This window comes from Mesorhizobium sp. SEMIA396, from assembly GCF_024518615.1.
Classification (GTDB): Bacteria; Pseudomonadota; Alphaproteobacteria; order Rhizobiales; family Rhizobiaceae; genus Mesorhizobium.
The window spans coordinates 31,500-58,071 of the sequence record NZ_JANIFC010000001.1 but is presented as its reverse complement, the minus strand read 5'-3'; the positions used below and the strand labels follow the sequence as shown (position 1 = coordinate 58,071).

27 protein-coding genes and 1 tRNA gene are annotated in these 26,572 nt (G+C 61.3%); 17 read left to right on the top strand and 11 right to left on the bottom strand.

What is annotated here, in order from left to right:
* The first annotated feature begins 264 nt into the window (after positions 1-264).
* The 7 genes from NP503_RS00305 (at position 265) to NP503_RS00275 (ending at position 9,593) form a co-directional block, all read left to right on the top strand.
* Positions 265-2,466: a P-loop NTPase fold protein gene (locus tag NP503_RS00305; RefSeq protein ID WP_127268970.1), complete on the top strand. Its 2,202-nt coding sequence runs from the start codon at positions 265-267 to the stop codon at positions 2,464-2,466.
* 411 nt (positions 2,467-2,877) lie between these two features.
* On the top strand, positions 2,878-4,197 hold the full coding sequence (locus NP503_RS00300) for a hypothetical protein (protein ID WP_127268971.1): 1,320 nt from the start codon (positions 2,878-2,880) through the stop codon (positions 4,195-4,197).
* Between the two features lie 424 nt (positions 4,198-4,621).
* Positions 4,622-6,433 carry a DUF4365 domain-containing protein gene (locus NP503_RS00295; RefSeq protein WP_127271159.1) on the top strand — a complete coding sequence of 604 codons (1,812 nt, stop codon included), beginning with the start codon at positions 4,622-4,624 and terminating at the stop codon, positions 6,431-6,433.
* Positions 6,434-6,591: 158 nt separating this feature from the next.
* Positions 6,592-7,179, top strand: a complete 588-nt coding sequence (locus tag NP503_RS00290; protein WP_127269284.1) for a hypothetical protein — start codon at positions 6,592-6,594, stop codon at positions 7,177-7,179.
* A 931-nt stretch (positions 7,180-8,110) separates the two neighbouring features.
* Positions 8,111-8,362, top strand: a complete 252-nt coding sequence (locus tag NP503_RS00285) for an AlpA family transcriptional regulator (protein ID WP_127269285.1) — start codon at positions 8,111-8,113, stop codon at positions 8,360-8,362.
* Positions 8,359-8,715, top strand: a complete 357-nt coding sequence (locus NP503_RS00280) for a hypothetical protein (protein ID WP_127269286.1) — start codon at positions 8,359-8,361, stop codon at positions 8,713-8,715. The genes NP503_RS00285 and NP503_RS00280 overlap by 4 nt, the downstream gene beginning before the upstream one ends.
* Positions 8,716-8,882: 167 nt before the next feature.
* Positions 8,883-9,593 (top strand): tyrosine-type recombinase/integrase, encoded by a 711-nt coding sequence (locus NP503_RS00275; protein WP_164748679.1) that lies wholly within the window; start codon positions 8,883-8,885, stop codon positions 9,591-9,593.
* Between the two features lie 20 nt (positions 9,594-9,613).
* Here NP503_RS00275 and NP503_RS00270 read toward each other — a convergent pair.
* Positions 9,614-9,689, bottom strand: a tRNA-Ile gene (locus NP503_RS00270).
* 136 nt (positions 9,690-9,825) lie between these two features.
* On the opposite strand from NP503_RS00270, the gene NP503_RS00265 reads away from it, so the two are divergent.
* Positions 9,826-10,536, top strand: coding sequence for an SIMPL domain-containing protein (locus NP503_RS00265; protein WP_127269288.1), 711 nt, complete (start codon positions 9,826-9,828; stop codon positions 10,534-10,536).
* A gap of 213 nt (positions 10,537-10,749) precedes the next feature.
* Here the strand turns inward: NP503_RS00265 and NP503_RS00260 are convergent, their stop codons facing one another.
* Both NP503_RS00260 and NP503_RS00255 read right to left on the bottom strand, forming a co-directional pair.
* Complete coding sequence (locus NP503_RS00260; RefSeq protein WP_127269289.1) at positions 10,750-11,106, bottom strand: hypothetical protein; 357 nt, start codon at positions 11,104-11,106, stop codon at positions 10,750-10,752.
* Positions 11,107-11,357: 251 nt separating this feature from the next.
* Positions 11,358-11,804 (bottom strand): YcgN family cysteine cluster protein, encoded by a 447-nt coding sequence (locus NP503_RS00255; RefSeq protein ID WP_127269028.1) that lies wholly within the window; start codon positions 11,802-11,804, stop codon positions 11,358-11,360.
* Positions 11,805-12,001: 197 nt separating this feature from the next.
* On the opposite strand from NP503_RS00255, the gene NP503_RS00250 reads away from it, so the two are divergent.
* Together NP503_RS00250 and NP503_RS00245 are read left to right on the top strand one after the other, a co-directional pair.
* Positions 12,002-14,140 carry an OmpA family protein gene (locus NP503_RS00250; RefSeq protein WP_127269029.1) on the top strand — a complete coding sequence of 713 codons (2,139 nt, stop codon included), beginning with the start codon at positions 12,002-12,004 and terminating at the stop codon, positions 14,138-14,140.
* 305 nt (positions 14,141-14,445) lie between these two features.
* The gene (locus NP503_RS00245; protein ID WP_127269030.1) at positions 14,446-14,961 is read left to right on the top strand and encodes a TIGR00645 family protein; all 516 of its coding nucleotides are present in this window, start codon (positions 14,446-14,448) and stop codon (positions 14,959-14,961) included.
* A gap of 122 nt (positions 14,962-15,083) precedes the next feature.
* On the opposite strand, the gene NP503_RS00240 is transcribed toward NP503_RS00245, so the two are convergent.
* From NP503_RS00240 to NP503_RS00230, 3 genes are all read right to left on the bottom strand, one after another.
* On the bottom strand, positions 15,084-15,950 hold the full coding sequence (locus tag NP503_RS00240) for an NAD(P)-dependent oxidoreductase (protein WP_127269031.1): 867 nt from the start codon (positions 15,948-15,950) through the stop codon (positions 15,084-15,086).
* Between the two features lie 110 nt (positions 15,951-16,060).
* On the bottom strand, positions 16,061-16,696 hold the full coding sequence (locus NP503_RS00235) for a helix-turn-helix transcriptional regulator (RefSeq protein ID WP_127269032.1): 636 nt from the start codon (positions 16,694-16,696) through the stop codon (positions 16,061-16,063).
* 8 nt (positions 16,697-16,704) lie between these two features.
* Positions 16,705-17,577, bottom strand: coding sequence for a S1C family serine protease (locus NP503_RS00230; RefSeq protein WP_127271164.1), 873 nt, complete (start codon positions 17,575-17,577; stop codon positions 16,705-16,707).
* Between the two features lie 169 nt (positions 17,578-17,746).
* On the opposite strand from NP503_RS00230, the gene NP503_RS00225 reads away from it, so the two are divergent.
* On the top strand, positions 17,747-18,694 hold the full coding sequence (locus NP503_RS00225; protein WP_127270143.1) for a S1C family serine protease: 948 nt from the start codon (positions 17,747-17,749) through the stop codon (positions 18,692-18,694).
* Positions 18,695-18,770: 76 nt separating this feature from the next.
* Here NP503_RS00225 and NP503_RS00220 read toward each other — a convergent pair whose 3' ends face one another.
* Positions 18,771-19,874, bottom strand: coding sequence for a helix-turn-helix transcriptional regulator (locus NP503_RS00220; RefSeq protein ID WP_127270141.1), 1,104 nt, complete (start codon positions 19,872-19,874; stop codon positions 18,771-18,773).
* 130 nt (positions 19,875-20,004) lie between these two features.
* Positions 20,005-20,430, bottom strand: coding sequence for a VOC family protein (locus tag NP503_RS00215; protein WP_127270139.1), 426 nt, complete (start codon positions 20,428-20,430; stop codon positions 20,005-20,007).
* 66 nt (positions 20,431-20,496) lie between these two features.
* Between NP503_RS00215 and NP503_RS00210 the strand changes: the two genes are divergently transcribed.
* The gene (locus tag NP503_RS00210; protein WP_127270137.1) at positions 20,497-21,117 is read left to right on the top strand and encodes a TetR/AcrR family transcriptional regulator; all 621 of its coding nucleotides are present in this window, start codon (positions 20,497-20,499) and stop codon (positions 21,115-21,117) included.
* Here the strand turns inward: NP503_RS00210 and NP503_RS00205 are convergent.
* Positions 21,056-22,006 carry a LysR family transcriptional regulator gene (locus tag NP503_RS00205; protein WP_127276274.1) on the bottom strand — a complete coding sequence of 317 codons (951 nt, stop codon included), beginning with the start codon at positions 22,004-22,006 and terminating at the stop codon, positions 21,056-21,058. The two genes, NP503_RS00210 and NP503_RS00205, sit on opposite strands and share 62 nt — an antisense overlap.
* Before the next feature lie 111 nt (positions 22,007-22,117).
* Here NP503_RS00205 and NP503_RS00200 point away from each other — a divergent pair, with 111 nt between their 5' ends.
* The 3 genes from NP503_RS00200 (at position 22,118) to NP503_RS00190 (ending at position 23,460) form a co-directional block, all read left to right on the top strand.
* The gene (locus NP503_RS00200; RefSeq protein WP_127268106.1) at positions 22,118-22,753 is read left to right on the top strand and encodes an FMN-dependent NADH-azoreductase; all 636 of its coding nucleotides are present in this window, start codon (positions 22,118-22,120) and stop codon (positions 22,751-22,753) included.
* Between the two features lie 170 nt (positions 22,754-22,923).
* Positions 22,924-23,163 (top strand): CopG family ribbon-helix-helix protein, encoded by a 240-nt coding sequence (locus NP503_RS00195; protein WP_127256140.1) that lies wholly within the window; start codon positions 22,924-22,926, stop codon positions 23,161-23,163.
* A 3-nt stretch (positions 23,164-23,166) separates the two neighbouring features.
* Positions 23,167-23,460, top strand: coding sequence for a type II toxin-antitoxin system RelE/ParE family toxin (locus NP503_RS00190; RefSeq protein ID WP_127268105.1), 294 nt, complete (start codon positions 23,167-23,169; stop codon positions 23,458-23,460).
* A 20-nt stretch (positions 23,461-23,480) separates the two neighbouring features.
* On the opposite strand, the gene NP503_RS00185 is transcribed toward NP503_RS00190, so the two are convergent.
* Together NP503_RS00185 and NP503_RS00180 are read right to left on the bottom strand one after the other, a co-directional pair.
* A complete protein-coding gene (locus NP503_RS00185) occupies positions 23,481-23,780 on the bottom strand; it encodes an AzlD family protein (RefSeq protein ID WP_127268104.1) in 300 nt (99 codons plus the stop codon).
* Complete coding sequence (locus tag NP503_RS00180) at positions 23,777-24,511, bottom strand: AzlC family ABC transporter permease (protein WP_127268103.1); 735 nt, start codon at positions 24,509-24,511, stop codon at positions 23,777-23,779. The genes NP503_RS00185 and NP503_RS00180 overlap by 4 nt, the downstream gene beginning before the upstream one ends.
* Before the next feature lie 170 nt (positions 24,512-24,681).
* Between NP503_RS00180 and NP503_RS00175 the strand changes: the two genes are divergently transcribed.
* On the top strand, positions 24,682-25,140 hold the full coding sequence (locus NP503_RS00175; protein WP_127268102.1) for an Lrp/AsnC family transcriptional regulator: 459 nt from the start codon (positions 24,682-24,684) through the stop codon (positions 25,138-25,140).
* A 126-nt stretch (positions 25,141-25,266) separates the two neighbouring features.
* Positions 25,267-26,469, top strand: a complete 1,203-nt coding sequence (locus tag NP503_RS00170) for an MFS transporter (RefSeq protein ID WP_127271347.1) — start codon at positions 25,267-25,269, stop codon at positions 26,467-26,469.
* The last annotated feature ends 103 nt before the right edge of the window (positions 26,470-26,572 follow it).

The following is a 26,572-nucleotide window of genomic DNA, read 5'->3' as shown; positions in this document are numbered from 1 at the left end:
TCTCAAAGACCAACTGCCAGCTTTCTGCGCGTTAAGCCATGATCGGAGGCGTCGAATGCGAACATGTGTTGAGGGCGGATGTTTCCGGCCTCGGCCCTTTTCGCTCCTAAGTGTGGCCGTGGGATACACCGCCGGTCCCTTGTGTCCCTCCCTGCCTTCGCCCCCAAAGCTGCTGAGGCGCATAGTAGGCTTCTCTTTTGCGCCTCAGATGTGTATGCCTTAATCAGCTCCATGGAACATCTAGCTGGAGCTGATCAAAAATATATGAAGCCACCAACGCAACCTGACTCCGACCGGCCCTTGAATGCCGAGGCGGCCGATCTTTTTGGCTTTGTGGGCATAGCCAGAAGACTCGCACCCGCAATTCTGAAGACGTTCGAAACAGACGGCATGGTCGTTGGCCTGGAGGGGCCTTGGGGATCAGGCAAGACCACGCTGCTGAACTTCCTGCGGCACGAGCTGGACAAGAGCAAGCCGGAGCACATCCACGTCATAAACATCGCGCCATGGCTCAGCGGAGATCGGTCCAATCTCGTATCCTCCCTGCTTATCCCAATAGCGGACATTCTGGATCAGATTGAAAACGCGCACGCCAAACAGAGCCGTTGGAAGCAGCTGAAGAAGAAAGGAACCGACCTCGGCAATCTCGTCCGGTCGTACGGCGCGAAAACAGGGCGGACGTTGGCGCCGGCCGCGCGGTTGGCTGAATATTTCATTCCCGGTGCGAAGATCGCGGGAGACTCGTTGGATTTGGCTTCTGAGTACCTTGAGCAGTCTGAACGCCAACAGACGACTGCCGAAATCAAAGCCAACATTTCCAAGAGGATTTCCGAGCTCAAAATCGGCTTCGTCGTCATTCTGGACGACCTCGACCGGCTTGAGCCCGAACAAGCCGTTGAGGTGGTCCGGCTGGTGAGGTCGGTCGCCGATTTCCCGAAGATTACCTACCTGATGTGCTATGATCGGGCGGCCCTATCCCACGCGCTTATGACTGGCCTGAAGATATCCGATGGAGATCAGTTCCTTCAAAAAATCATCCAGCTGACCTTCACTATACCACTCCCCGAGCCATTCGACTTGCGGGAGCAATTCCTCACAGAGGCTTTGGCCATCTTCGAGGAAGTCACCGGAAGCCCCGCGACTAGTGAGCTCCTCTCCGATCTTAAAGTTGGGGTGGACCGCGAAGGTGGCGCACTACGGACCCCGCGAGAGGTCAAGCTTGCTCTCAACAGCCTCCGGTTCCTGTATCCCTCGATCAAGGACGATGTCTATTTCCCCGACGTCTGCCGGTTGCACCTGATCAAGACAACGAACCCGGCTCTCTATCGTTGGATCGAGGAATATCTCTCGCTACGCTCGGTCCTCGTCACAGGCGATGGTACAATCAGCAGCCACGACAAGAAGGAGATCGGCAAGCGGCTTCAGGAGCTTCTGCCGTCAGACGACGCAATGTCCACGCAGTCAATCTGGAGCCTGCGCCGGTTCATTCCAGGCATCATCAAGAACGACAGTCCCGAGCAATGCGTCTTTTCGAGCTCAAGCGTAGGCGAAGTGAAAAACATGATCGCGCTGCGCCGTCTGGGCAGCCCGATCCATTACCGCTACTACTTCGCGCTGACGTATCCGAAAACGATAATGCCGGATGACGAGTTCAACGCGTTGCTCGCCCTCGCAACGAGCCACACGTCGGCGCTGACGGAGAAACTCGTCGCTCTCGCCCGGAAAAGGAGGTCGTCAGGAAGGAGTTGGTTCGAACATTTACTGGACCGGCTGGATGACGACATGATCAGAAGCCTCGGCGCATCGAGGCTCTCAGGTCTGATAGAAGCCATATCCAACGGCATGGATGTCATCCTTGCCGAAGACAACAGTCCGCGGCCGTTGTCGCTGTCAGTCTCGGATATCGCGGAACGTGTGGTGAGGGGTTGCCTCAAACAGTTGAAGACGTTGGACCACGATGCCTTTACCTCGGCAGCCACCAAGCTCGCCTCAGACTGTCCGTCGCTGAACTGGCTGATCGGGCACTTCATCAGAGACGAGCTTTTCATGCATGGCCTCGTCGGTGAACGGGCAAATCCTGATGGCTCGGCCTTCGACCGTGAGAAGCTGACTGACCTCCTGAATAGCTTGAAGACGCGTGCTACCGCTCAGGTGAACGATGGCGATCTTTCGAAGATGCCGGATCTAGCAGCCTACCTCTTTGGCTGGAGGGACCTGTCAGGCCTGGAAGAGCCAAAGGCCTGGGTCACGAAATTCACCGAACCCGATGAAGGCTTTCTTTTCCTCCTGGACAAGCTGCGCAGTTGGGCCGTGAGCGACCGGGTATATTACCCGCTCCAGCAATCGGCTGTCAGCGTGTTTCTGGATTGGGATGAAACCACAAAGCGACTGGAAACGCTGGCTGACACTGAGCATAGGGAGAAGGTGGAAGAACTCAAGGTCGCGATCGAGCAGGGCAAACACTGAGCACTTGCCGTGAGCGCAGAAATTGATCGGCGGGAATGGCGGTGCAGGAAGGAAGCAAACAAACACCTCAATGGCTCATTGGAGGGGCGCGAAGCGTTCCGTTAGAACGAGGGGCCGTTTGCCGACCGGCAGTTTCTGGCGTTCAAAAAGCGACAGCGGACATTCGATTCGGTAGCTCCGAGGTCCCTGACTGACCCGTTCAAGACCTTCCTCCGACCCCAAAATGCAGGCCCTGATCCAATCCGGACCTTCCTAACACGGTTTCCTTGCCGAAAGCCGACTGTGAGCCCGCTAGAGGACGCGGCGAGAACCAAAGCCTCTTGCTTGTGAGTGAAGAGTTCTTGCACGTTCCGAAGAAGCAGGGGTCTAGTAGAAACAATCCACGCGAATGGGCCAGCTAATGGAGGTGTCGTGAACGCGGTACAGATGCGTGAAATTATCGTGGGGCTGCTTGCCGCAACCTACAACACCGTTGGCGAAGACGGCCTTGCCAGCGCATTCATCCTTGGCCGACGCGATAGGCATCCCGCCTTAGGCGGCATTTCTGTCACGCTTTTCTTCCGTCGAAAGAAGCTGATGCCTGCGGTGATGAAGCTGAGGTCCCTCGGGCCGCCACATCTCCGTTATCTTCCGTTGGGCCATTCCTTTGAGAAGCTGCGGTCTTTCCTCACGGACCGGTACCACCTTGTTGCGGGCAACAACATTTTCAGCCGCGCTGAAACCTCACTCCTGGAGCGGATATCGAAGGAGCAAGTTGACTTGCTTGTCGACCAGTTCGCAGAGAGCGATATCCTCACTCCGCCTCTAGAAACTTGCCTCTTTCCGCTGGTCACCATCCAGATGAGAGATGCGTTTGAGGGGGCGGTATTCTCGCTCTCGACAGCGACTGGTCTTGCAGCACAAACGCCGCTCGCGAACCTGCCACGCGGCTACGTCGATGGTCATCTATTCCCGCCATTCAGCGACTGGAAGCACAAGACCCAAACCCCGACGAGCTGGCTCCTTGTCACCGCTCCATCGCCTGAGGTGGCAAAAAAATATCGAGCATCGATCTTAGGGGCGATCTCCCTCACCGTAATGCATCACTACCGACACCAGTTTACCGGCCGGAAGGTTTTCGGCGGAGTGGTGGGCGTTCGTGATGGATGGTCCTTTTCCGACAGCTCGCCACATACGCCGGCACTCGGCGAGGACGTTGTGCTAGGGGTCGAGGATGGTGTTTGGCTTGAAGTGATTGATAGGGCTCTCGCTTCCAGCAGCGAGGCCGATATCAAGAAGCTGAAATCGCTGCAGTACTTCTACAGGGCTTGGTTTCTACCGGACAGCGAGCGGTTCCCAATAGACTGCATCACGATCGACTCGATGTTTGGGGATGCAAACGGCGCAACGGAGGCTGTTGCGCGCGGGGTGGATGAACTGTTCGGGGGAAAGCTCGATCGTACCCGTGTGCTTCTGCTGATGCGATTGCGGAACTCGGTAATCCACGGCGGAGCGCCGGATGTCTACGATTCCTCGAAGTACGCGAGGTACTACCGAGACTATGGCGACGATCCGATCGCCGACATGAGCGCCCTTGTCGCCGAGTGCCTCCGACGAAAGGTTTTCGATGGGCAGCTTCGAGAGCAACCTGACCCCTACGCTGAAGTGATCGCGCAGGCTGTCGCAGCGGGTAGGTTTCCTGCGAGGGAGCCAGCGGGAATCCTCGCTCCCTTAGCCACGGCGGCGGCGTGACCACTTGACCACTTGCGCCGTCCACAACAGAATTCGTGGCGATGGGATGCAGCTCTGCATGCTCCCCCGGTGCTTCCCCGAGGTTTCAAGGGAAGCTTCCGGAGAGGCCAATGCTTGTTAAGACATCGAAATCGTTGGTGCCGCCGGCAACGTCAGCTATCGGGCAACAGGAAAGATCACCTCAACGGCCGACATCGGGCGCATTGCTGACCGGCTGATTTTGGGCCGTATCCGGACAGTCCGCTTGGGACCCTGGATCGGTGTACTCGGACGCTCGGAGGTCGTCTCGGCGGGGCCCTCTACTCTCGCTTCATACCTGCGCCGACGCAGAACCGTCGTTAGGTGGCCGAGCGGGACAAAACGCGACAGAAAGAAATGGCGTGAGGCCCTACCAATCCGCCAACGGCGGCGATAATTGTGCGAAATGCCGAAGCGATCCCGAAGCCACCAGCTTGAAGCCGAATCCATCCGGCGGTACGAGCAGGCCCTGCCGAGCCGTTGGGTTTGTCGGCGCAAGGACGAGGATTATGGTGTCGATCTCGAGGTCGAGGTCTTCGACGACCGCGACGAGGCAACGGGGCTGATCTTTCTTGTGCAGCTCAAAGCGACCGACGATCCGACAGAGGCGCTTTCAGTTGCGATGAAGATGGATCGGCTCCTCTACCTAGGTAGCCTCGACTGCCCCTCGATCGTGGTGCGCTACTGCAGCGTGGACGATAGCTTCCACTGGAAGTGGCTTTCCAATGTGTTCGCCGAGATCGGCCAACCCGAGACCAAAACCGTGACCATACGCTTCTGCGAAACCGATGCTTGGTCGGACGCTGATCCAGAAGCCATCGTCCGCACGTTTAAGGTGTACCGGACAATCCGCCTGGCCTCGCGACAGCTGTCGCTCGGCTTGGGCATCGATGAGAGGCGCTGCGGTGGCCCACATTCGTTTGAGCTGAGTTGCGCAGTCGCCGAGATCACGTCTTCCTGCCGGATCGTAGGGACGTCATTGGACCCCAGCGAATGCCTCCCCGTCATGGTTCACCTCGACGGCGAATATCTGCGGTCGCGGATAGACATGATCGCGTCGATCACTGTCCACCTTAAGAGTTTCGATCGTCACGAGATTGCGGCACAGCTCTCCTACGTGCTGGCCCACTTCGCATGTGGATATGAGTTCATCTCGCAAGCACGCGATTTGGCAACGCTGATTCGGCAGCGCCGCTACAGATGTCAAAGCCGAAATGTTGCGGCGGTAGTCGCTGCCCGACTGAACGAGCACCCAACTTTGGCAGGTGACCTTGCCGCCCTGAACGGCATCCACGAGCGCCAGGATGAGGCATACCTTCTCTACGTCCACAGCCTCCTGAGCAGTAGCCTTCCCTTCGAAGAGCGTCTGGCCACGGCGTCGAGGTTCTATGTCGACGCGCTTGAGTTCCATGCGGCGGAGACGCCGGAGCGGCAATCGGCGATCCACTATTCCTTCGGGAATGCCCTGCGAATCTCCGGCGCGATGTCGAGGGCTGTCCGGCAGTACAACTTGGCCCGCCGGAAGTATCCCGACTACCTTAGACGAGGCTATTTCCTGGCAGAACTGGCTGCTGCTCTTTTTTTTCGCGGCCGTCACCGAATGGCAGCTACTCTTTACGACCATGCGTATGAGGCTGACGCGAAACCGCAGGTCGCGATCTGCGCGGGTGACGCGCATTTGTTCTGCGGGCACTTCGCCGAGGCGCATCGATGTTACGATGCCGCAACCAATTCTGACGACATTTGCGAAAGCAGCGAAGCTGCGCTGAAGGATTGGATGGCCACTTGGGTGGAACAGTTTTCTTACCGTAACTACCTCACTTACAGTCCCCATATCTGGATGTCGGTCCTTGAGCAGAGCGTCGAGGCAGAGCGGCGCGACCATGCGATAGGGGCCTGCCTGATGTTGTGTTACTTGACCGAGGACAATCTTCCGTTCTGGGCTCGGGCGATCTCGTTGACGACCGGTGGCGAGGACCGCGACCTTCTATTTGCAGTGATCGCTGGCGCGGTATGGACACACGGCCAAGCTGCCTATGCTCTGTTTCGCGACGGTTTTCGTCGAGCGGGGGGCTCAAGTGATGCGCTGCGAAATCTCGACGGAATGGTAGGCGATCTCTTCGCGCAACGGACTTCTAGTAGTAAGGGTGGCGTCACCACACGACTTCTTCGCGAACATCACTACGACAGTGTAGTCGAGGAGCCAACCAATCCCTAGAAGGGGAATCTACGAGGCGACGATTAAAGGTCTTTTTGGCGATGGCTAAGACTACCGCATTCAGATTCGCGATCGCGGACGCCAAGCCCCGGTCCGAATGCTGGTCGTTTTTTGTCAACCACAATGACGTCTACCTAACGAGTAACGCATATAGGCGCATGCTTAAACTCAGCCTTCACCAAAGTGGTGTTTGTCAGGTCGCGCTGTTGGAAGGGTTTTTCGCGCAACACTTGGAATGGCGGGAGGACGGTCCCGATTTTCGTTCGATATTGCGGTGGCAACGTCTCTCGACACAAGAGGACCGGGGGCAGGTTGCCGCCTCAATCCTGTTTGCGTCCGACGGTTTCTGGCCTGAACAGGAAGCCATACCAAATACGAAACAATACACGGCATTGGCACCGCCTCCCCACATGTGCGGGCGGATGGTGAATGTCGTCTACAGCCGCGAGGATCCAAATCGAATAGCCAAGCTTGGAGTATGGACCGACGAACTGCTCTTCTCTACTCAGCTCCCGAGCGGCGAATTCGTTTGCCTTATGCAGTCTATCGAACCATTGCCGGAGGACTTTTTCGCCTTTGCACCCGTTTTGAGTCCATACAGCATTACACTCGGCATCGATGAGAACGAAATGGACGATGCGCGAGGCATATCATGCTTCGATTGTGCGCAACTTTTTGAAGGGCATGGCTGCATCCGCTCGCTTCACAATATGCGCTTGATGTCGGTTGCCGTGGCGAATGAATAGCTTTCGGCTACCTCTAAGGCGGTCCGATAGAGAATCCTGGTATGGCATGGCTTTCCGAAGCAAGAAGACGCTCGAGAAACTAGACGACAGCAGCTTCGTCCCGCAGCCCGGACCTCCGTTGAGCAAGTGGCAAAGGTCTGCTTCCCGCCTAATTCGACATTTTGTCGAAGAGAAGGATGTCTGCTTCCGGGCTGGTCGAGCACGACCATACACGGCCGACTTGCGGCGCAAAGCTGCCGTTCAAGCATGGTACTTGGGAGTTCGTGTCGGCGCGCTATCAGACACAATGTACCAGAAGTCGATCCCTTCAGAGCTATCTAAAAACCGAATCTAGTATCCTGCCTTATCCATGAGCACTCGCAATTCGGGCTGAGGAGCGACCCAGAAAGTTCGAAAAGCTTCCAGGAACCCCAGGGGAGTTGGAGGCGGATCGTACGTTGCGGCCCATAGATATGGCAGCGAACGCCGCAATGAAGCGGCTGTCATCGTCGGCAAAAGAGGGTCCAAATCGGACTGTCGGCGGCTCCGTCGTGCGAACGAAAAATGACGAGAAGCAGAACTTTCGTGTGCGGTTTTTGCACACAACATATCGTAACTAGCTGATATTGCTTATCTATCGGCCCTGTCCATCATCGCCACGGGTCGCGATTTTCTACCGCACGGCATCGAACGCACCTTGCTCACGCTGCATGCCGGCGATAGCAAAAGAACGCGCCCTCAATAGTGGGTCTTGCGATGTAGCGGTCTCCCGACTCGAACCCCCGCAGCCGCGGTCTGCTATCCTATTTTCACGCCGTTACCGCCGTTTGTCGCATTGGCCGGACAGATCCATTCCAAGCATAGCAAGGAAAGGGTAGCGTGATTGCTTCTTAGGTGAATGCTCCACTGTCGCGGAACTCAGCCCGCGAGGCGATGTGCAGCGAGAAAAGCAATGAAACGCGCACTTGGCGGGCTCCTGCTGTTCGGCATTAATCGAGAACAGGCAGCGGTAGCTATCGGCGTCAGTCCAACGACGTTCGACCAGATGGTCGCGGATGGCCGTATGCCACAACCGCGGATGCCCAGCAAAGAGCGCTATGTCTGGGATGTGGAGGAACTGGCAGAGGCATTCGGGCGGCTACCACACCGCAACAACAAACTTGACGGCGTGTCCTCCAGCGATAATCCTTGGGATCGCAGATGATGGACGTGGCGAGCACCATGGTGAAATTCAATCTGAAAGGCGTTGTCGAAGACAGGGATCGGCACGGCAATATCCGGCTGTACTTCCGGGCACCGGGTAGAAAAAAGATCCGTCTGCGAGAAAAGCCAGGTTCAGCCGAGTTCCACGAAGAAGTGCGCTGCGCGCGAGATGGCGTTCCCTATGCTTCGGCTCAGAATGTGGTCGGGCCTGTAGTGAGGCCAGTTGCCCCTCGCGGCAGTCTGATGTGGCTTTGCCAGGAGTATTTCCGGCGCGGTGGCGCAGAGGTCGGCGAAGGCACGATGCTTCGACGACGAACAATACTCGAAGGCGTTGCAAACTGCCTCACCCGCTGAGCGGGCCAGTCAATCCGGACTTCTCGACGAAGGGTTCATTACCGTTCGCGGCCATGAAGCGGGCTCACGTCAAGGAGCTCCGTGATACCCGGTCAGACGCTCCGGGGGCAGCCAACAATATTACAAAAGCCATTAGCGCAATGTTCGCTTGGGCCAAGGATGCCGAGATGGTCGAGGTCAATCCGGCAAACGGAATAAAGCGCCTGACTTCCGGCAATGGCGAAGGTTTCCACACCTGGGAAGTGTCGGAGATCGTCCAGTATGAGAAACGACATGCGCGCGGCACTATGGCTCGTATGGCGCTGGCGATTTTCATGTTCACGGGTTTGCGACTGTCCGATGCCGCAATCTTCGGCAGACAACACATTACCCAGGTTCGCAACAAGGATACCGGGATCTGGGAGAAGTGGATCAGGATCAAGCCTGGCAAGACCGACAAGAGCAAGGTGCGCAAGGAAGCGATTGTTGTCGAACTGCCTCTGCTCCCAGAACTCGAGGATGAGCTTTCCTTCGCCCCGGCCGGCAACCTGACATTCCTCGTCACCGAGTATGGTCGGCCTTTCTCGGAAAACGGCCTTGGTAACAAGATGCGCCAATGGTGCGACGAAGCGGGGCTCCCGGGCTGCAGCGCCCACGGGGTCCGCAAGGCAGGCGCCACCGTTGCCGCAGAAAACGGAGCCACACATGAACAGCTGAAGGCGATTTACGGCTGGACGACCTATCAGCAGCCTGATCATTACATCCGCAAGGCACGCCGCCGGATAGTGGCGCAGTCTGCCCGGACCCTTCTGGTATTCGATCGAAACGAGAACGAAAATGTCCCACTTTTGGCGGGGGTGGAAGAGAGTGGGACAAAAAAGTACAAAAAACCCAATTAATCAACGGCTTCGAAAGCTAATGGTGGGCCCGGAGGGACTCGAACCCCCAACCAAGCGGTTATGAGCCGCCGGCTCTAACCATTGAGCTACAGGCCCCACGCGGGCTGGATTAATGTTTTTCGCATCGCGGCACAAGGCTTTCCCCGACGGGCTTCCGCAGATCGCCCAAATCAACCCATAATCACGCTCTACGCGACCCCTTGCGACTTGATCGCAGACCAAGGAGATTTTCATGACCAGACATCTTTTGCTTCTCGCGCTCGCCACTGCAATCGCTTTTCCGGCGATGGCTGGAGCCGCCGATCTGCCGACGCCGCCCCGCATCATCGTGTCGGGCGAAGGCGAAGCAACCGTAGCCCCCGATCTGGCGGTCCTGACGCTGAGCGTCATGCGCGAGGCCAAAACGGCGCGCGCCGCGCTCGATGCCAACAATGACGCCATGGCCGCCGTGATCGCGGCGATGAAGTCCGCCGGCATCAAGGACCGCGATCTGCAGACCGCTGGCATCCAGATCAACCCGCGCTACAACTACACCAACAAGCCGGACGGCAGTCAGGAAGCCGAACTCGTCGCCTACCAGGTGACCAACACGCTTTCGGTGCGGGTGCGCGACGTCGACAAGACAGGCGAGGTCCTCGACAAGGCGGTGTCGCTGGGCGTCAATCAGGGCGGCGGCATTGCCTTCACCAATGACAACCCGGCAGCCACGGTCACCGAGGCGCGCAAGAAGGCGGTCGCCGACGCCATGGCCAAGGCCAAGACGCTGGCCGAAGCCGCCGGCGTCAGCCTGGGCCGGGTGCTCGAGATCACAGACCAGAACATCAGGCCGGCGCCGATGCCGATCAATGCCAAAGCCTTCGATGCCGCGGCCGGCGCGGCTCCGGTACAGGCCGGTGAGAACGCCTACAATGTGCAGGTCACCGTCACCTTCGAACTGAAATAAGCGGCTCTGACGATCCGTGGCTGAGCCTGGCCACGGCAATCATCAACCAATGGCGTGCATGAAAAACCCGCGGGATTGCTCCCGCGGGTTTTTTCGAGCCACACCCTTCAAACGGAAAAGGGCTCGGCTAGTCCAGACCAATCTTCGCAGAAGATCGCGTCTCCCGGCTGATCTTCGCAGAAGATCAGCCTCTAGGGTCCGCCAAACCCAAGCTTAGCGATAGATGACCGGGCAGCCGCGCTCATTGGCGAACACGACGACGACGCGGTCGCCATCCTGGCGGCCCGCCACTTTCACCGTACGACGGCTGACGTCGACGATCCGGACGCGGTGGAGGCCCATGCGTTCGGCCTTGTCGAGGGCGCGGTCCGGCGAGCAGCCACGGCGCCAGTTGCCACGGCGCTCGTCACGGCGATGGCGATAACCGTCGTCACCGGTATAGACGCCAAAACGCGGGTCGTTGTTGTTGCCGAAGCCGAGATAGAGGCTGTCGGCGTGAGCAGGAACGGCCGCCAGCGTGCCGAGACCGACCAGGGCCGAAAGGGCTGCCGTCTTGATCGTGTTGAACATCGTCTTCTCTCCTTTTTGCGGGCCTTCGCCCCTTGTGAACCGATGAGGGGAGAATGCGCTTGCCTGTCTGAACTCTTTACGAACCTGCCGTTCATCTCCGGTTCATATGGCGGGAAAAGGAAAGTTCCCGCCATTCGCCATCGTCCCCAGCCCTCGGTGAAGGCCAGAACGCCTGACTCGGCGCCCGGTTCCGACCCCGCGGATTGGCCGAATGTCTTCAAACGCGAGGCTCTTGCTCACCGCCGCTGGTCCTACGGCTCCTCGTCCAGTACATAGTCAAAATAGTCTTCCGGCTCGGCAAGATCGGTTTCGCTCGCCTTGACCCGGCCGCGCATCGAGATGCCGGCTTCATGCACGGTCTCGGCGCTGCCCGACACCAGCCGGTGCCACCAGTAGAGGTCGCAGCCCTCGGCCACCAGCCGATAGGCGCAGGTGCTGGGCAGCCAGCTGATGGTTCGCACATTCTGTGGCGTCAGCCCGACGCAGTCGGGAACGCGCGCCAGCCGGTTGACGTAGTCCGAACAGCGGCAGGTCTCGGCATCGAACAGCCGACAGCCGACGCTGGTCCAGTATATCTCGCCGGTGTCCTCGTCCTCAAGCTTCGAAAGGCAGCATTTACCGCAGCCGTCGCACAGCGATTCCCACTCGGCCGGGCTCATCGCCTCCAGCGCCTTGGTTTTCCAGAATGGCGTTTCCATTTCCGGGATGTGGCCCCAGCCGCGGGCAAGGTCAAGCGCGGCAATGGTCGCAATTGCGGCTATCGCCAGGTGAATGACATGAAGTTGCCTTCAAAAGGTCGGTCAATCGCCCCGTACGGCCTCTATCCGTGCCAGACTGGAACCAATCGGCACAAGATCGGTTTCGGCAAGGATGGGACCCCACAAGGAGAATTTCGATGAAACGCCAACCACGGATTCTGGCAGGCACGGCACTCGGCCTGCTTATGGCATCCGCGCCGTTGGGCGCGTTCCCGCTTCAGGGAAGTGTCGCGTCCGGCCTTGCCCAGCGCACGGCAGCCCCATTCATCCTGGCGCAAGCAGCATGCGCCGAAGGCGAAGCCTGCGCACAACAGCAGCAGGCGGAACCCGAACAGAAGCGCGAGCGCAAGAAGGCCGAGCCTGAACAGCAGGCCGCGCCTGCCCAGAGCGAACAGCCCGCCGAGGAGCAGCAGCCACGCCGGAAGAAGCGCGACCAGCAGCAGCAGGCTGAGCAGGCGCCGGCCGAACAGGCCGCTCCGGCCGAGGAACAGCAGCCGCGCAGGAAGAAGCGCGACCAGCAGCAGCAAACCGAGCAGGCGCCGGCCGAACAGGCCGCGCCAGCCGAGGAACAGCAGCCGCGCAGGAAAAAGCGCGACCAGCAGCAGCAAACCGAACAGGCGCCGGCCGAACAGGCAGCGCCAGCCGAGGAACAGCAGCCGCGCAGGAAAAAGCGCGACCAGCAGCAGCAGACCGAGCAGGCGCCGGCCGAACAGGCAGCGCCAGCCGAGGAACAGCAGCCGCGCAGGAAGAAGCGCGACCAGCAGCAGCAAACCGAGCAGGCTCCGGCCAACCAGGCGGAACCGGCCAACGACAATCAGCCCGGCGAGCAGGCCAAGCCGCGCAAGAAGAACAGGCAGGACCAGCAGGCCCAACCTGAAGTCGCCCCGGCACCGAAAGAGGCTCCCGCTGGAGAGGCGACGGTCCCTGCCGGCGAACAGCCCGCGGCCCAGGGCGAGCAGCCCCAGGACACGACGAAGAAGCGTGTCAGGAAACCTGTTGGCGAGCAGCCGGCCACAGCCGAACAGCCAGCCACCGGCGAACAACCGGCCAATGGTCAGACGGCAGCACCGGCACAGGGCGAAAACCCGGTGCAAGGCGAAGCACCGGCCGATCCAAACGCCGCTCCCATCCTGGACAGCCAGAAGGACGCCGAGCGCAGGGGCGGCCGCAAGCAGGGCGACAAGATCGTCCCCCAGGATGGCGAGCAGCAGAATGGCGGGCAAAATGCCCAGCAAGGTGGCGATCAGGGCCGCAAGCCGGTGGCTGCTCCCATCGACCAAGGTCCGCCGCCCACCGACGACAGGGCCGCACAACAGGAGATCAAGCCCGAGAAGATCGCGCCGGTGACCGAGGAAAAGGGCACGCGCGTAGAGCGTGCGCCCGATGAGAACGTCCGTGACCGCCGGCGTCCGAAAGGCGTCGACGTCGTCAGGGAGCTCGGCGACCGCGTCATCCTGCAGTTCAACAACCAGACATTCGTCGAGAGCAATGACGCCCCGCGCATGACCCGCGGCGCCAGGAACGTCTATTATGAGGATCTCTCGGGCGACCGCACCCGGGAAATCGTCGAGCGCGACAACGGTGTCCAGATCGTCACCATCCGCAACCGCTATGGCGACGTCATCCAGCGTTCGCGCATTGCGCCGGATGGACGCGAATATGTGCTGAGCTATGTCGACGAGCGGCACTATCAGGATGAGAGCGACTGGCGCGATCCAGGCGATGACCTGCCGCCGATGCGGCTGACAATCCCGCGCGAGGAGTACATTCTGGACTCCGAGGATGTCGAAGATCCGGACGACTACTACACCTTCCTCGAACAGCCACCGGTGGAGAAGGTCCAGCGCCTCTACTCGATCGACGAGGTCAAACGTTCGGCCCGCGTGCGCGACATCGCACGGCGCGTCGATCTCGACACGCTCAACTTCGAATTCGGCTCGGCCTCGATCTCCGACACCGAGGTGCAGAAGCTCGAGGGCGTCGCCACCGCCATGGAGAAGCTGTTGAAAAAGAACCCGGCCGAGACCTTCCTGATCGAAGGTCATACCGACGCGGTCGGCACACCGGAGGCTAACCTGGCCCTTTCCGATCGCCGCGCGGAATCAGTGGCGGAAGCGCTCACCAACGCCTTCGGCATCCCGCCGGAAAACCTGACGACGCAGGGCTATGGCGAGGAGTATCTGAAGGTCAACACGTCGGCGCCGAACCGCGAGAACCGGCGCGTCGGCATTCGCCGCATCACCTCGCTGGTGGCACCGGTCGCCAGCAACAATTAGGTCATGATTTCAAAACCATGACCCGGTTTGTGGAATCGGCACGAGAAGCACCCATCCCCGGCACCGCCGGGGATGGGTGGATGTGACGGGTTCAACAAGAATTGTACGGGCATTAGACACGGCTCATTGAATCGCGAGCCCAGCCACCCCAGATTCGGTGCTGGGCGTTCCCTGCCCCGTCCCGACTCCAGCGGGACGCATTGAACCCCGCCGGACCTTGTTCGGCGGGGTTTTTTGTCTTGCAAACGGTGGCGGCGTGGCCGAATACGACCATTGTCTGAGAGATAACCAGCCGGAATCATCCCATGAAGCGTCTCGAACTCGCCATCGAATCGATCATTCTCGCTTCACGCTGGTTGCTCGTCGTTTTCTATATCGGCCTGGCCCTGGCATTGGCCGTCTATGCGCTGTCATTCGGCAAGAAGCTTTATGAGTTCATTACCCTGGCGTTCACGCTCGGTGACACCGACACCATCCTCAAGATGCTCGGCCTGATCGATGCCGCACTGGTTGCCTCGCTGGTGGTGATGGTCATCATCTCGGGCTACGAGAACTTCGTCAGCCGCTTCGACGACCAGGAGGGTGGCGTGCACTGGCTGGGCACCATCGATGTCGGCTCGCTGAAGGTCAAGGTTGCCTCGACCATCGTCGCCATCTCGTCCATCCACCTTTTGCAGGTGTTTTTGAACTCGTCGACCTACACGACCGACCAGCTGATGTGGCTGACCATCATCCATCTCGCCTTCGTCGTCTCGGCCCTCATGCTCGCCTATATCGACCGGCTGATGGGCCTCGGCAAAGGCAAGAAGGATGAGGCGTAAGCAAGCGCCTGCCGGACCTTGAATCACTCCGGCAGGTTGGCGCCCTATCGCTTTGTGAGCAAGGCTTTGCCGTGGCTCAGCCACGGCGGATGGCTTAGCTCGACGCTCACAATGACGCGGATCTAGTAGATGCTCTTGATCTTGCTGTCCGTGCGGGCAAACACCTCGTCAGGGACAAAGAAATCTCCGGCCAGAGGCCCGGTCGCACCTGGCGCATAGGCTGAAAAGTCGCTGACGCCCTCGGCGCGCAGCACCTCCTCGTCGATGTAGAAATTACCTGTTGTCTCGCGCGCCGGCCGCATGAAGATGGCATGCGCGGCGTCGGCCATGATGTCGGGCAAACGGCTCATCGCCGCCACCGTCGCGCCGCCGAGCAGATTGCGCACCGCCGCCGTGTCGATGGTCGAGATCGGCCACAGTGAATTGACAGCGATGCCGTCCTTGGCGAACTCCGCACTCATGCCCAGCGTGCACATCGACATGCCGAACTTGGCCATCGTGTAGGCGACGTGATTCCTGAACCACTTGGCCTTCATGTCGAGCGGCGGCGCCAGATTCAGGATGTGAGCATTTTGCGCCAACTTCAGGTGAGGAATGCACATTTTCGAGACCAGGAAGGTACCGCGCGTGTTGATCTGATGCATCAGATCGTAGCGCTTCATGTCGGTCTCCAGCGTGCCGGTGAGTTGGATGGCGCTGGCATTGTTGACGCAGATGTCGATGCCGCCGAATTTTTCCACGGTCCTGGCGACCGCCTCGGCCACCTGCGCCTCCTCGCGGATGTCGCACAAAACAGGCAGCGCCTTGCCGCCAGCCTGCTCGATCTCTTCGGCAGCGCTATAAATCGTGCCCGGCAGCTTCGGATGCGGTTCGGCGGTCTTGGCCGCGATCGTCACATTGGCGCCGTCGCGCGCCGCGCGCAGCGCGATCGCCAGCCCGATGCCGCGCGACCCACCGGAGATGAACAGCGTCTTTCCCTTGAGCGACATTTCCTTGCGCCTCCCTTGCAACACAACAGGCGCAAACCTTTGCGCGGCGGGCGACCGCAGCGCAAGACCCGACACGCTGGACACCGCGTTACGCAGCGTAGGGTTTATGACTAAACCAGCACCAACCCTTGGCGCATCGCAATGGCAATCGCATCGGTGCGGTTGGCCGCACCGAGCTTGATCAGGATTGCGGCGACGTGGAACTTCGCGGTGTGCACCGAAATGTTCAGCCGCCGCGCAATCACCTTGTTTGGGGCGCCCTCGGCCAGCAGCGCCAACACTTCCGCCTCACGCGGCGACAGCGAAGGCCGGGCGGCATGCTCGTCGGAGGCCTCCTCCTCGAACGGCTCGCCATCGCCGGCACGGAAATCCTCATGGCGTCCGCTTCCGCGCTCGCCCGAGACGCGATAGCCGGCCGCGGCCAGCCGCGCCGCCGCGGCGATCAACAAATCCTCCGCGCCAGCGGACATCACGGCCAGCACCTCACCGGCGGGCCGCTCGCCGCCAGCGCGTCCGGTCAGCAGCACCCGTGGAATGAGGGCCGGCACGCCATCACCAATGCTGTCGTCAACGATGGCGACGTCGGCTCTTCCACCGCCGGCCACGACCGGCAGCAGGTCATCGCTCGCGGCCAGCGAGGCCGCCAGGCGCTCGGCGCGTGACGCATCGCCAAGCGCAATCAGCACCACCAGCCGCCGCGAGACGGCACCGTCATGCATGATCCTGTCGCTGGTGAGCGTGTCCATGGATGCCCTCAGCTCAGCGGCTTTTCGCCGATTGTCAGCACGACATCGCGCTGTTCGCCGCCGCGCACGACACCGAGCGTCACCGAAGCGCCGGCACTGTCGGGTCCGAGCCTGCGGATCAGGTCCCGCGGGCCGTGCACCGCCTCACCGTTCCACGCCACGATGATATCGCCAAGAGAGAGACCGGCGGCCTTGGCGGGACCCTCGTCATCGAGGCTCATCACCATTGCGCCCTGCGCGTCGCGGTCTCGTACCGGGTGCAGGCCGGCGCCGAGATAGCCGCGCGCGACATGGCCCTTTTCGCGCAAGGTCGCGACCGCCCGCTCGATCGTCTCGTAAGGCATGACCAGCGCCCGGTGACGCGGTCCGAACAACAGCATGCCGATCAGCGCACCCTTGGCGTCGAGAACCGGGCCGCCCTCGAAACGGCCGCCGGCGCCGACGGCAAGATTGATGCGCCGGTCGATGGTGCCGCCGCGCATCGAGCGCCAGGCCGGGCCGACTTCGCCCACCGAGCCCGAAACAGCCAAAGCCGAACCGTCGCTGCTGCCGATGGCAATGGCGATGTTGCCCGGCCGCACCGCATCGGCCTTGGCCAGCGGCGCGGCGCTGACGGCCTCCGCCGGCTTCAGCAGGGCAACACCGGTCGAAGGGTCGCGGCCAACCAGCTCGGCCTTCACCGTTTCCCCCGAGGCCAACACCAGATCGATCTCCTCGCCGGCCTCGACAGCCTCTTCAGCGGTGACGAAATAGCCGTCACGCCAGTGGAAGGCGCTTGCCGTGCGGTGATGATGCGTAGCGAAGCCAGCCGTTGCCGGCGCGGCCTTGGCGGCGAGATCGGCGACGGCTTGCGAAAACGCGCTCAGATTGAAATCGCTCATTAATGGTCTCCTGGGTTCATCCATGCCCCAGATATCGCTCGACAGCGCGTCCGCGGGTACTCGCCTGACGGCTAGTTGCCGGTTTGACTGGCCATCTGGTCAGGTCGCTGCGGTTCCAGCCGCTCCGCACATATAGTCACGATCAAGCCTGAACACACGGAGCCCTCCCATGGCCGTCGCCGTCGCCAAATTCCAAACCGATGACACGTTGCTCGACGCCTATTCGACGACGGTTGCCGACGCGGTCGACCGCATCGGTCCGGCCGTCTGCCGCATCGAGCGCGTTGGCGGTCAGGGCGGCCATGGCTCCGGCTTCGTCATTGCGCCGGACGGGCTGGTGGTCACCAACTTCCATGTCGTCGGTGATGCCAGGACGGTGCGCGTTTCGATGCCGGACGGCGCTTCGAGAGAAGGGCGTGTTCTTGGCCGCGATCCCGACACCGACATCGCGCTGGTGCGCGCCGACGGCAGCTTTGCCGACGTCGCACCGCTGGGCGATTCCAAGCGGCTGCGGCGCGGCCAGATCGCCATTGCAATCGGCAACCCGCTCGGTTTCGAATGGACCGTCACCTCCGGCGTCGTCTCCGCGCTCGGCCGCTCGATGCGCGCCTCCACCGGCCGGCTGATCGACGACGTCATCCAGACCGACGCAGCGCTCAATCCCGGCAATTCCGGCGGACCGCTGGTATCGTCGGCCGGCGAGGTCATCGGCGTAAACACCGCCATGATCCATGGCGCGCAAGGCATCGCCTTCGCGGTTGCCTCCAACACCGCCAATTTCGTCATTTCGGAGATCATCCGCTTCGGCCGCGTGCGCCGCGCCTTCATCGGCGTCTCGGCCGACACCGTCAATCTGCCGCGACGCGCCGCGCTCCTGTCGCAAGTGTCGACGAATACAGCGGTGCGGCTGCGCAGCGTCGAGAAGGATGGCCCGGCGGCCAAGGCCGGCTTGAAGGAGGGCGACATCATCGCCGCAATAGACGGCCGCCCGGTCACCGGCGTCGACGACCTGGTGCGCGTGCTCGACGCCGAGCGCATCGGCCGCGAGACACAATGCACCGTGGTGCGCCGCACCGGCGTCAGCCAGGTGACGGTGATGCCGGTTGCGCGAAGCTAGTGCAGTCACCCAGAAGTGTGCCGCGGTTCTGGGACAACGACATGTATCAACACAAAGACTTTAAGGCCGCCGTTGCTCACTCCCCCTTCGAGGGAGCAACGGCGACATAGGCTCCCTTCAGGAGAGCTACGAGTTGCGCCTGATGATGCGTGCCTGTCTTGTCGAAGATACGACCAAGATACGTGCTGGCCGTGCGATAGGTGATGTTGGCGCTTGTCGCCGCCACACCAAGGCTATCCCTCGATGCCAATGCCGCCGCCAATCGCGCCTCGGCCGGCGAGAGGTCGAAAAGGCCCGTCAGGATGGTCGGCGAAGGCACCAGATTCGTCGGGTTGAGAGCCGTGGCTGCGATCAGTATGTCGGCGCCTGAGAGAAGTTCGTGCGCCAGACGGCGAAGAGGGATGAGGTGAACGATCATGGCCTCGCTATTCTCGCTTGGCGCTATGGGCACGGAGCGACCCGACGCAGCGTCACCAGTCCCGCTTGCAATCGCCTGCTGAAACAACTTGTTTGCCTTGGCATCGGCAAGGGCGAGCCCATCACGGGCCGTCGGCACGAACACAAGGGGCAGAGCGTCAAGCAGTTGATTGGTCGCCAGAACGCGTCCCCTGCTCGTCATCACCGCGGCCGGCAGGCCGATCGCCGCAAGCGCCGTAGTCGTAGCGCGCGCTCGTTCCAGCCGCAGGCGCGCACCAATCAGGCCGGCGCGCGCCAAATGTGGCCTCATGCGGTTGAGCTGGTCCAATTCGTCTCGGGATGGCCGATCATTGGTCAGCCAACGCTCCATCGTAAACAACAGAACTTCGCCTGTAGGCAGGGATATGAACGTACCGACTTCGCCACCGATTCCCAATGGCAGCGTCCGGTCGAGCCGCGTCCGATTGTTCTCGAGCGCCTCCTTGGGGAAGTAATCCGCGTCGTAGACGAATTCCGAGGGTGGGGGCAGCGTCAGCAGGAGTTGGGAGACACTGCTGCTCTTGAACCCGCCTTCCGCAGAGATGCCCTCCAGTATCGGCCGGACCAGGTCCGACGCGATGAGCATCGGGTCCAGCCGATCATCGAATAAACCCATACCGCCTCCGGCCGAGTTCGACAGTTCGCTCAACCTGTCGAAGACGTCTGGCCATAAATCGGGGACGAACGCCGCTTCATAAATTCGATCGACAAGATCTTCGGTCATTCAATGGTCCGCTCGCCACCTGCACTCGCATGATTGCATCGCACATCTGCTCAGAAATCAAACCTTTCTCGGCTTGGCATTACCGGATGATCATAAATTGCGTAGGAAACAGCCAACACGAAAACATCGTTCAGGTGCCCACCGCCCCCTCCGCGTACTGCGCCAGAAACGCCTCGCTCGGCGGAATCGGCTTGATCACGTCGATCAGCACGCCATTGGGATCCCGCGTGATGAAATGGCGCTGGCCGAAGGGTTCGTCGCGTAGAGAGCGCAGGATCGGCAGCCCGGCCGCGACGATCCGTTCATAGACCGCATCCGGGTCCCTCACCTCGAAGTTGATCAGCAGGCCCGACGCGCGGCCGCGCCCCTCTTCCGGGATCGTCTCATGATCGCCCTGGACGATGCCGAGATTGACTCTTCTGTCCTCCACCGATTGCAGATGCACATACCAGTCGCTTTCGAATAGCGGCTGGAAGCGAAAATGCTCGATATAGAACGCCGTCGTGCCGGCGACGTCGCCGGTCATCAGCACCGGGTAATAGCTCGTCGTCTTCATCTTTCCTTCTCCCGTCGATTAACATACAGTCTGCATGTAACTTCATTTAACATACAGGCTGCATGTATGCAACGCGATTCCGCGCGTCGTTCCAACCGTGACCGCACCGAGGCGACGCGCGCCGACCTGATTGCCGCGGCACGAAAGCTGTTCACCGAAAAATCCTATGCCGAGACCGGCACGCCGGAGATCGTCGCTGCCGCCGGCGTCACGCGCGGCGCGCTTTACCATCACTTCGCCGACAAGCAGGCGCTGTTTGCCGCCGTGGTCGAGCAGGAGGCGATGGCGGTGGCTGAGGAGATCGAGCGCGCTTCGCCGCCATCGCTCAATGCCCGCGACGCGCTCATTGCCGGCTCCGACGCCTATCTCACTGCGATGCGCGCGCCCGGCCGCACGCGGCTGCTGCTGCTCGACGGCCCGGCCGTGCTTGGCCGCGCCGTCATGGACGCGATCGACAACCGCCACGGCAACCGTTCGCTGCGCGAAGGGCTGGTCGCGGCGATGCGGGCGCAGACGATGACGAGATTGCCGGCCGACGCGCTGACCGCGCTGCTCGGCTCCGCCTTCGATCGTGCCGCCCTGGCCATCGAGGCCGGTGCGTCAGCTCAGGACTACCGCGCCGTGCTCATGGCACTGATCGATGGCCTGTCTCTTCCTCAGGCACCTCGCCCGGTTCGAACTCGTTGAAGCAGCCGAGCTGGCGCTTGAACTGGTCGATCAGCCAGGCCGCCGCGGGCTTCGGGCTGCGATCGTTGCGGTGCATGGCAAACAGCGGCGAACTCACCTCCCTGAAGGATTCGAGGTCGATTTCGACCAGCCGGCCACTCGCCAGGTCGTCTGCTATCAGCCAGCGCGGCAGCCCGCCCCAACCCAGCCCCTCGCGCATCAGCATATGCTTGGTGCGCACATCCGTCAGCCGCCAGGTGCGGTAGGCGAAGACGCCGAAGTCGCGCCCCTTGGTGCGCTCCGACTGGTCGGTGACGACAAGCTGCGTGTGTTCGCGCGCATCCTCGATCGCCACCGGCTTCGGCAGCAGGGCCAGCGGATGGCTGGGCGCGGCGGCCAGCACGATCGACATGAAGCCGATGCGCACGAGATGCACATCGACATCGCCCAGCAGGCCGCCAATGCCAAGGTCGGCCTGCCCGCTGACGACATGATCGGGGATCAGGCCGAGCGTACCGATATGCAGGCGCAGCATCACGGTCGGAAACTGCGCCTCGAACGCCTTCAGCACCCGCACCAGCACCGGCGACGGCAACGCTGCGTCGACCGACAGCGCGACTTCAGCCTCGAGCCCTTGATGATGGCCGTCGACGCGCGAGCGGATGCGCTGCAGCACACCGATCATGCGCCGCGCATCCTCCAGCATCGCCCGGCCGATCTCGGTCAGTTGCGGCTCGCGGGTACCCTCGCGCTCGAACAGTTTCAGCCCCAGCTGCGCCTCGAGATTGGCTATGCCGTAGCTGATGACGGACTGTGCCCGGTTGAGCCTGCGGCCGGCGGCCGAGAAGCTGCCGGCTTCGGCGACTGTCACAAAGATCTGAAGTTGATCGAGCGTCGGATTGGGCCGCATCGTGATATCTAACTTATAGATGGATCGTATAGAAAGTATACCAGTTTATTGAATGGATCGAAAGTCCCATATCTGGCGGGACAAATCATTCCAACCGCTGGAGAGCCCAAAATGTCCATTCTTCTCATCACTTCGAGCCCGCGCGGCGCCGCCTCCCATTCGACCCGCATCGCTACCGAATTCGCTGAAAAGCTCGTCGCCGCCGATCCGTCGAACACGCTCGTCGTGCGCGACCTCGTCGCCAATCCGCTCCCTCATATCGACGCCGACTACGCGAGCGGCATCTACGTGCCGGCGGAAGCGCGCACTGCGCGCCAGGCTGAGGTCGTCGGCGTCTCCGATGTCGTGCTCGACGAGCTGTTTGCTGCCGACACCGTGATCCTGGCCACAGGCTTCATCAACTTCAACATCTCCTCGACGCTGAAGTCCTGGGTCGATCATATCTCTCGTTCCGGCAAGAGCTTTTCCTATGGCGAGAACGGCCCCAAGGGTCTCGTCACCGGCAAGAAGGTCTATATCGTGCTGGCTTCGGGCGGCATCTATTCCGAAGGTGCGGCCGTGCAGTTCGATCACGCCATTCCCTACCTGCGCGGCGTGCTCGGCTTCCTCGGCATGACCGATGTCGATGTCATCCGTATCGAAGGCGTCGGCATGGGTCCTGACGCGGTGACCGCAGCGCTCGCCAAGGCGACCGCCAAGGTCGATGCCGTGGTGGCAGCCAGCCAGGGTGTCGCGGCTGCCGCATAGGGAAAAGACTTAAATTGGAGGGCAGGCGCTTGGCGCCCGCCCTTTTTCAATGCGCTCCCCGCTTGTTTTCCTGACAGTAAACAGCGCGAAGCGACCAGAGTCCTTTGGGTGTGACTTGACGATCCACCTTGGTTCACTCACAATCACAATGAACCAAGTGGATCGAAACCATGACGGCTTTCACCGTACGCCTCCCCGACGACACGACAAACAGGCTCGACCAACTTGCCGAAAAGCTCGATCGCTCGCGCTCTTATGTGGCCGCCAAGGCCATCGAAGACTTTGTAGCTCGTCAAGAGTGGCAACTCGCTGAGATAGAGGCCGGATTGGCCGAGGCCGAGCGCGGTGAGTTCGCCAGCGAACAAGAGTTGGCCGCCGTGATCGGGAAATACGTCAAGCCCGCCGGCTGATCCATGAGCCGCAAGACAATCCGTTGGACCAAGCGGGCTTTGCGTCGGCTTGGCGAAATCGGCGCGCATATCGAGAAAGACAGTCCCGAAGCTGCCGCCCGTGTCATTGGGCGCATCTTGTCCGCAGCGGAGTTGCTTACCGAACAGCCGGCTATGGGTCGCGTTGGACGCATCAAGGCGACGCGAGAACTCGTTTTGGCCGATATCCCATATATCGTCCCCTATCGCGTAAGCGAAGATGCCGTCGAAATACTTACCGTCATACATGCCGCCCAACAGTGGCCAAAGAGCCTCTGAGCCAACTGGCCGCTGCCTTTCTAGCCGATGAAATGCCTGAGCAACCCCGCCGAAGCGACTCCGATCAGCACAGTCGGCAGCATGGAAAGCCGCGTGGCGGCCACCAGCGTAACAGCCAGCGCCAGAATATCCGCCGGGGACTTCGACACGAAGGCCGGTGCGATGACAGAGATCAGCACGCAACCGGGCGCAGCTTCCATCACAGCCGTGGCACGGGCGCTGAGTGTGCGGTTGCGCAGCACGACATAGCCGCCGATGCGCGTGAGATAAGTGACGCCGGCCATCAGCACGATGGTGAAAAAGGTCGTTGCATCGATCATGCATCACTCGCCATCAGCCAGGCCGCGACCAGACCCGACATGGCGCCCGCGGCGACATACCAGGCGCCGGGAACGAAGAGATAGACCAGTGCCGCCACGACCAGGCTGACCAGCCAGGGTCGCGCCGCCGCCATCCCCGTCCACATGCCGCGCATCAGCACCAGGAAGACAGCCGGGAACGCCATGTCGAAACCATAGGCCCCGACGTCGCCGAGCATCGGACCGAGCAAGGCACCCAGCGTGGTGAAGACCACCCAGGTGAGATACATCGCCAGCGCCGCGCCCATATAGTAGCGCGGGCTGAAGGCCGGCATGATGCCGGCAGCAGTGCGCTGTCTGGCATCGGCCAGACCCAGCGCCCAGCTCTCGTCGCACATAAAGAAAAGCGCCGGAAACACCTTGCGCCGCGGCAGGTGGCGCAGGAACGGCGCCAGTGCCGCACCCATCAGCAAATGACGGCTGTTGACCAGGAAGGTGATGGCGACGATGAGCACGATGTGCGGCGGCGACGTCCACAATTGGATCGCCGCGAATTCCGAACCGCCGGCGAAATTCAGCCCTGTCATCGCGGACAGTTCGACCGTGCTCAGCCCTTTTTGCGTGGCCTGGGCGCCAAGCACCAGCGCATAGGGGATGGTGCCGAACAGCACCGGCGCGCAGGACGCCACGCCTCGGCGGAATTCGGATCCCGAACCATTGCCCGCCGCCTCGACTGCCTGTGAAATGCTCATGTGTCTCCACTGGCGCGCCTCGCGGCCGCCGCTGCCCTGCGTTTGAACTCTCATGACACTGGCGGCAAACATACCCACAATTCTCCGCAATATGGTTGCGAATATTGTTGTACTTCAACTAGGTTCGGCATTGAGTGCCATTAATTTCAAAATAGATGGAATCTAGAGCCATGAAGCTGGATGAGATCGACAAGCGGATCCTGCGGGCGCTGCAGCGCGACGGCCGCATGGCCAACAACGATCTGGCCAAAGAGGTCGGCCTGTCGCCCTCTCCTTGCCTGCGGCGCGTGAAGCTGCTGGAGGAAGCCGGCATCATCGATCGCTACGTCGCAGTGCTGAACCCCGGCAGCATCGGCAAGGGCCTCACCTTCTTCACCCGCATCTGGCTGAAAACGCAGGATGAGGACACGATCGAGCATTTCGCCACCGAAGTCGCCAAGCTGCCGCAGGTGATGGAGTGCTATTTGATGCTCGGCGATTGCGACGCCATGGTGCGCGTGGTGGCAGCCGGCATCGACGATTACCGCCGCTTCCAGTCGGAGCATCTGAGCCGCATCAAGGGCGTGCAGAACGTCAAGACCGACGTCCCCAGCCAGACGATCAAATACACGTCGGAACTGCCGATCTGAGCTGCCGAAAACGGCGTCACGTCAAACTGGATAAAAAATGCAACCGGATTGTAGGATCGAACCCGGTGCCGGCGTCCTTCGGGTGCAAGCAGCGCGCAGCGCTGCCTTTAGGCATGGGAGATTTGAATGAGCCTTTCCTATCGTTGGGTCATCGTCGCCGCTGGCGCGCTGATGTCCTGTGTCGCCATCGGGACGATGTTTTCGCTGGCGATATTCCTGGAGCCGATGGCGATCGACACCAACTGGTCGCGCGCCGGCATTTCCAGCGCCATGACGCTCAACTTCCTGGTGATGGGCCTTGGTGGCTTCGCCTGGGGCGCGATATCGGACCGTTTTGGCGCCCGCATCGTCGTGATGATCGGCGCGGTGCTGCTCGGGTTGGCGCTGGTGCTGGCCAGCCGCGCCGGTTCGCTGCTGAGCTTCCAGATCACCTATGGCGTCCTGGTCGGTCTCGCGGCAAGCGCCTTTTTTGCGCCGATGATCGCGCTGACCACAGGCTGGTTCGACACCAACCGCAGCCTTGCCGTCTCACTGGTCTCGGCCGGCATGGGCGTGGCGCCGATGACGATCTCGCCCTTCGCCCGCTGGTTGATCTCCGCCTATGACTGGCGCACCGCCATGTTCGACATCGGCATTACCGCCTGGGTGCTGCTGTTGCCGGTGGTGCTGCTGGTGCGCCAGCCGCCGAAGCCCCTCTTGGTCGACACCGGCTCCGCGCCGGTTGCCGAAGGTGCCGGCCTGACAGTCAGCCAGGCGCTGCGCTCGCCGCAATTCATCGTGCTCGGGCTGACCTTCTTTGCCTGCTGCGCGGCGCATTCCGGACCGATCTTCCATATGGTCAGCTATGCCATGCTGTGCGGCGTCGCCCCCATGGCAGCGGTCTCGATCTACAGTGTCGAAGGTCTGGCAGGCCTTGGCGGCCGGCTCTTCTACGGCGTGCTGGCCGACCGGCTGGGCGTCAAGCCGGTGCTGATCGCGGGCCTGGCGATCCAGGCGATCGTCATTGCCGCCTATCTGTCGATCAGCCAGCTTGAGCAGTTCTACATGCTGGCCGTTATCTTCGGTGCCACCTATGGCGGCGTCATGCCGCTCTATGCGGTGCTGGCGCGCGAATATTTCGGCCAGCGCATCCTCGGCACCGTGTTCGGCGCCGCCACCATGCTGTCCAGCCTCGGCATGGCATTGGGACCGCTTGCCGGCGGCATGGTGTTCGATGCCTACGCCAACTATTCCTGGCTTTTCATCGGCTCTGCTCTTATCGGGCTCGGCGCGGTCGGCATCGCCATCGCGTTCCCGCCACTGCCACGCAGGGAACTGCAGCCGGCTTAGTTCGGGTCGACTTCCAAACCTTGCTGGCCAGGCGCGCAATCAGCCTGGCCCGTTCGGTTCGCCGCGGATCCTGTCCTCTGTTTCATCCGTTCTCCCTTGTGCG

What these genes read in the sequence shown, in the direction of transcription:
- NP503_RS00180 (WP_127268103.1), bottom strand. Translation starts at nt 24,511, where the DNA reads ATGAGCATTTCACAGGCAGTCGAGGCGGCGGGCAATGGTTCGGGATCC.
- NP503_RS00205 (WP_127276274.1), bottom strand. Translation starts at nt 22,006, where the DNA reads ATGCGGCCCAATCCGACGCTCGATCAACTTCAGATCTTTGTGACAGTC.
- NP503_RS00275 (WP_164748679.1), top strand. Translation starts at nt 8,883, where the DNA reads ATGGTCGAGGTCAATCCGGCAAACGGAATAAAGCGCCTGACTTCCGGC.
- NP503_RS00225 (WP_127270143.1), top strand. Translation starts at nt 17,747, where the DNA reads ATGGCCGTCGCCGTCGCCAAATTCCAAACCGATGACACGTTGCTCGAC.
- NP503_RS00280 (WP_127269286.1), top strand. Translation starts at nt 8,359, where the DNA reads ATGATGGACGTGGCGAGCACCATGGTGAAATTCAATCTGAAAGGCGTT.
- NP503_RS00235 (WP_127269032.1), bottom strand. Translation starts at nt 16,696, where the DNA reads ATGGACACGCTCACCAGCGACAGGATCATGCATGACGGTGCCGTCTCG.
- NP503_RS00265 (WP_127269288.1), top strand. Translation starts at nt 9,826, where the DNA reads ATGACCAGACATCTTTTGCTTCTCGCGCTCGCCACTGCAATCGCTTTT.
- NP503_RS00250 (WP_127269029.1), top strand. Translation starts at nt 12,002, where the DNA reads ATGAAACGCCAACCACGGATTCTGGCAGGCACGGCACTCGGCCTGCTT.
- NP503_RS00195 (WP_127256140.1), top strand. Translation starts at nt 22,924, where the DNA reads ATGACGGCTTTCACCGTACGCCTCCCCGACGACACGACAAACAGGCTC.
- NP503_RS00290 (WP_127269284.1), top strand. Translation starts at nt 6,592, where the DNA reads ATGCTTAAACTCAGCCTTCACCAAAGTGGTGTTTGTCAGGTCGCGCTG.
- NP503_RS00175 (WP_127268102.1), top strand. Translation starts at nt 24,682, where the DNA reads ATGAAGCTGGATGAGATCGACAAGCGGATCCTGCGGGCGCTGCAGCGC.
- NP503_RS00210 (WP_127270137.1), top strand. Translation starts at nt 20,497, where the DNA reads ATGCAACGCGATTCCGCGCGTCGTTCCAACCGTGACCGCACCGAGGCG.
- NP503_RS00295 (WP_127271159.1), top strand. Translation starts at nt 4,622, where the DNA reads ATGCCGAAGCGATCCCGAAGCCACCAGCTTGAAGCCGAATCCATCCGG.
- NP503_RS00230 (WP_127271164.1), bottom strand. Translation starts at nt 17,577, where the DNA reads ATGAGCGATTTCAATCTGAGCGCGTTTTCGCAAGCCGTCGCCGATCTC.
- NP503_RS00185 (WP_127268104.1), bottom strand. Translation starts at nt 23,780, where the DNA reads ATGATCGATGCAACGACCTTTTTCACCATCGTGCTGATGGCCGGCGTC.
- NP503_RS00245 (WP_127269030.1), top strand. Translation starts at nt 14,446, where the DNA reads ATGAAGCGTCTCGAACTCGCCATCGAATCGATCATTCTCGCTTCACGC.
- NP503_RS00285 (WP_127269285.1), top strand. Translation starts at nt 8,111, where the DNA reads ATGAAACGCGCACTTGGCGGGCTCCTGCTGTTCGGCATTAATCGAGAA.
- NP503_RS00170 (WP_127271347.1), top strand. Translation starts at nt 25,267, where the DNA reads ATGAGCCTTTCCTATCGTTGGGTCATCGTCGCCGCTGGCGCGCTGATG.
- NP503_RS00305 (WP_127268970.1), top strand. Translation starts at nt 265, where the DNA reads ATGAAGCCACCAACGCAACCTGACTCCGACCGGCCCTTGAATGCCGAG.
- NP503_RS00215 (WP_127270139.1), bottom strand. Translation starts at nt 20,430, where the DNA reads ATGAAGACGACGAGCTATTACCCGGTGCTGATGACCGGCGACGTCGCC.
- NP503_RS00220 (WP_127270141.1), bottom strand. Translation starts at nt 19,874, where the DNA reads ATGACCGAAGATCTTGTCGATCGAATTTATGAAGCGGCGTTCGTCCCC.
- NP503_RS00260 (WP_127269289.1), bottom strand. Translation starts at nt 11,106, where the DNA reads ATGTTCAACACGATCAAGACGGCAGCCCTTTCGGCCCTGGTCGGTCTC.
- NP503_RS00190 (WP_127268105.1), top strand. Translation starts at nt 23,167, where the DNA reads ATGAGCCGCAAGACAATCCGTTGGACCAAGCGGGCTTTGCGTCGGCTT.
- NP503_RS00240 (WP_127269031.1), bottom strand. Translation starts at nt 15,950, where the DNA reads ATGTCGCTCAAGGGAAAGACGCTGTTCATCTCCGGTGGGTCGCGCGGC.
- NP503_RS00255 (WP_127269028.1), bottom strand. Translation starts at nt 11,804, where the DNA reads ATGGAAACGCCATTCTGGAAAACCAAGGCGCTGGAGGCGATGAGCCCG.
- NP503_RS00200 (WP_127268106.1), top strand. Translation starts at nt 22,118, where the DNA reads ATGTCCATTCTTCTCATCACTTCGAGCCCGCGCGGCGCCGCCTCCCAT.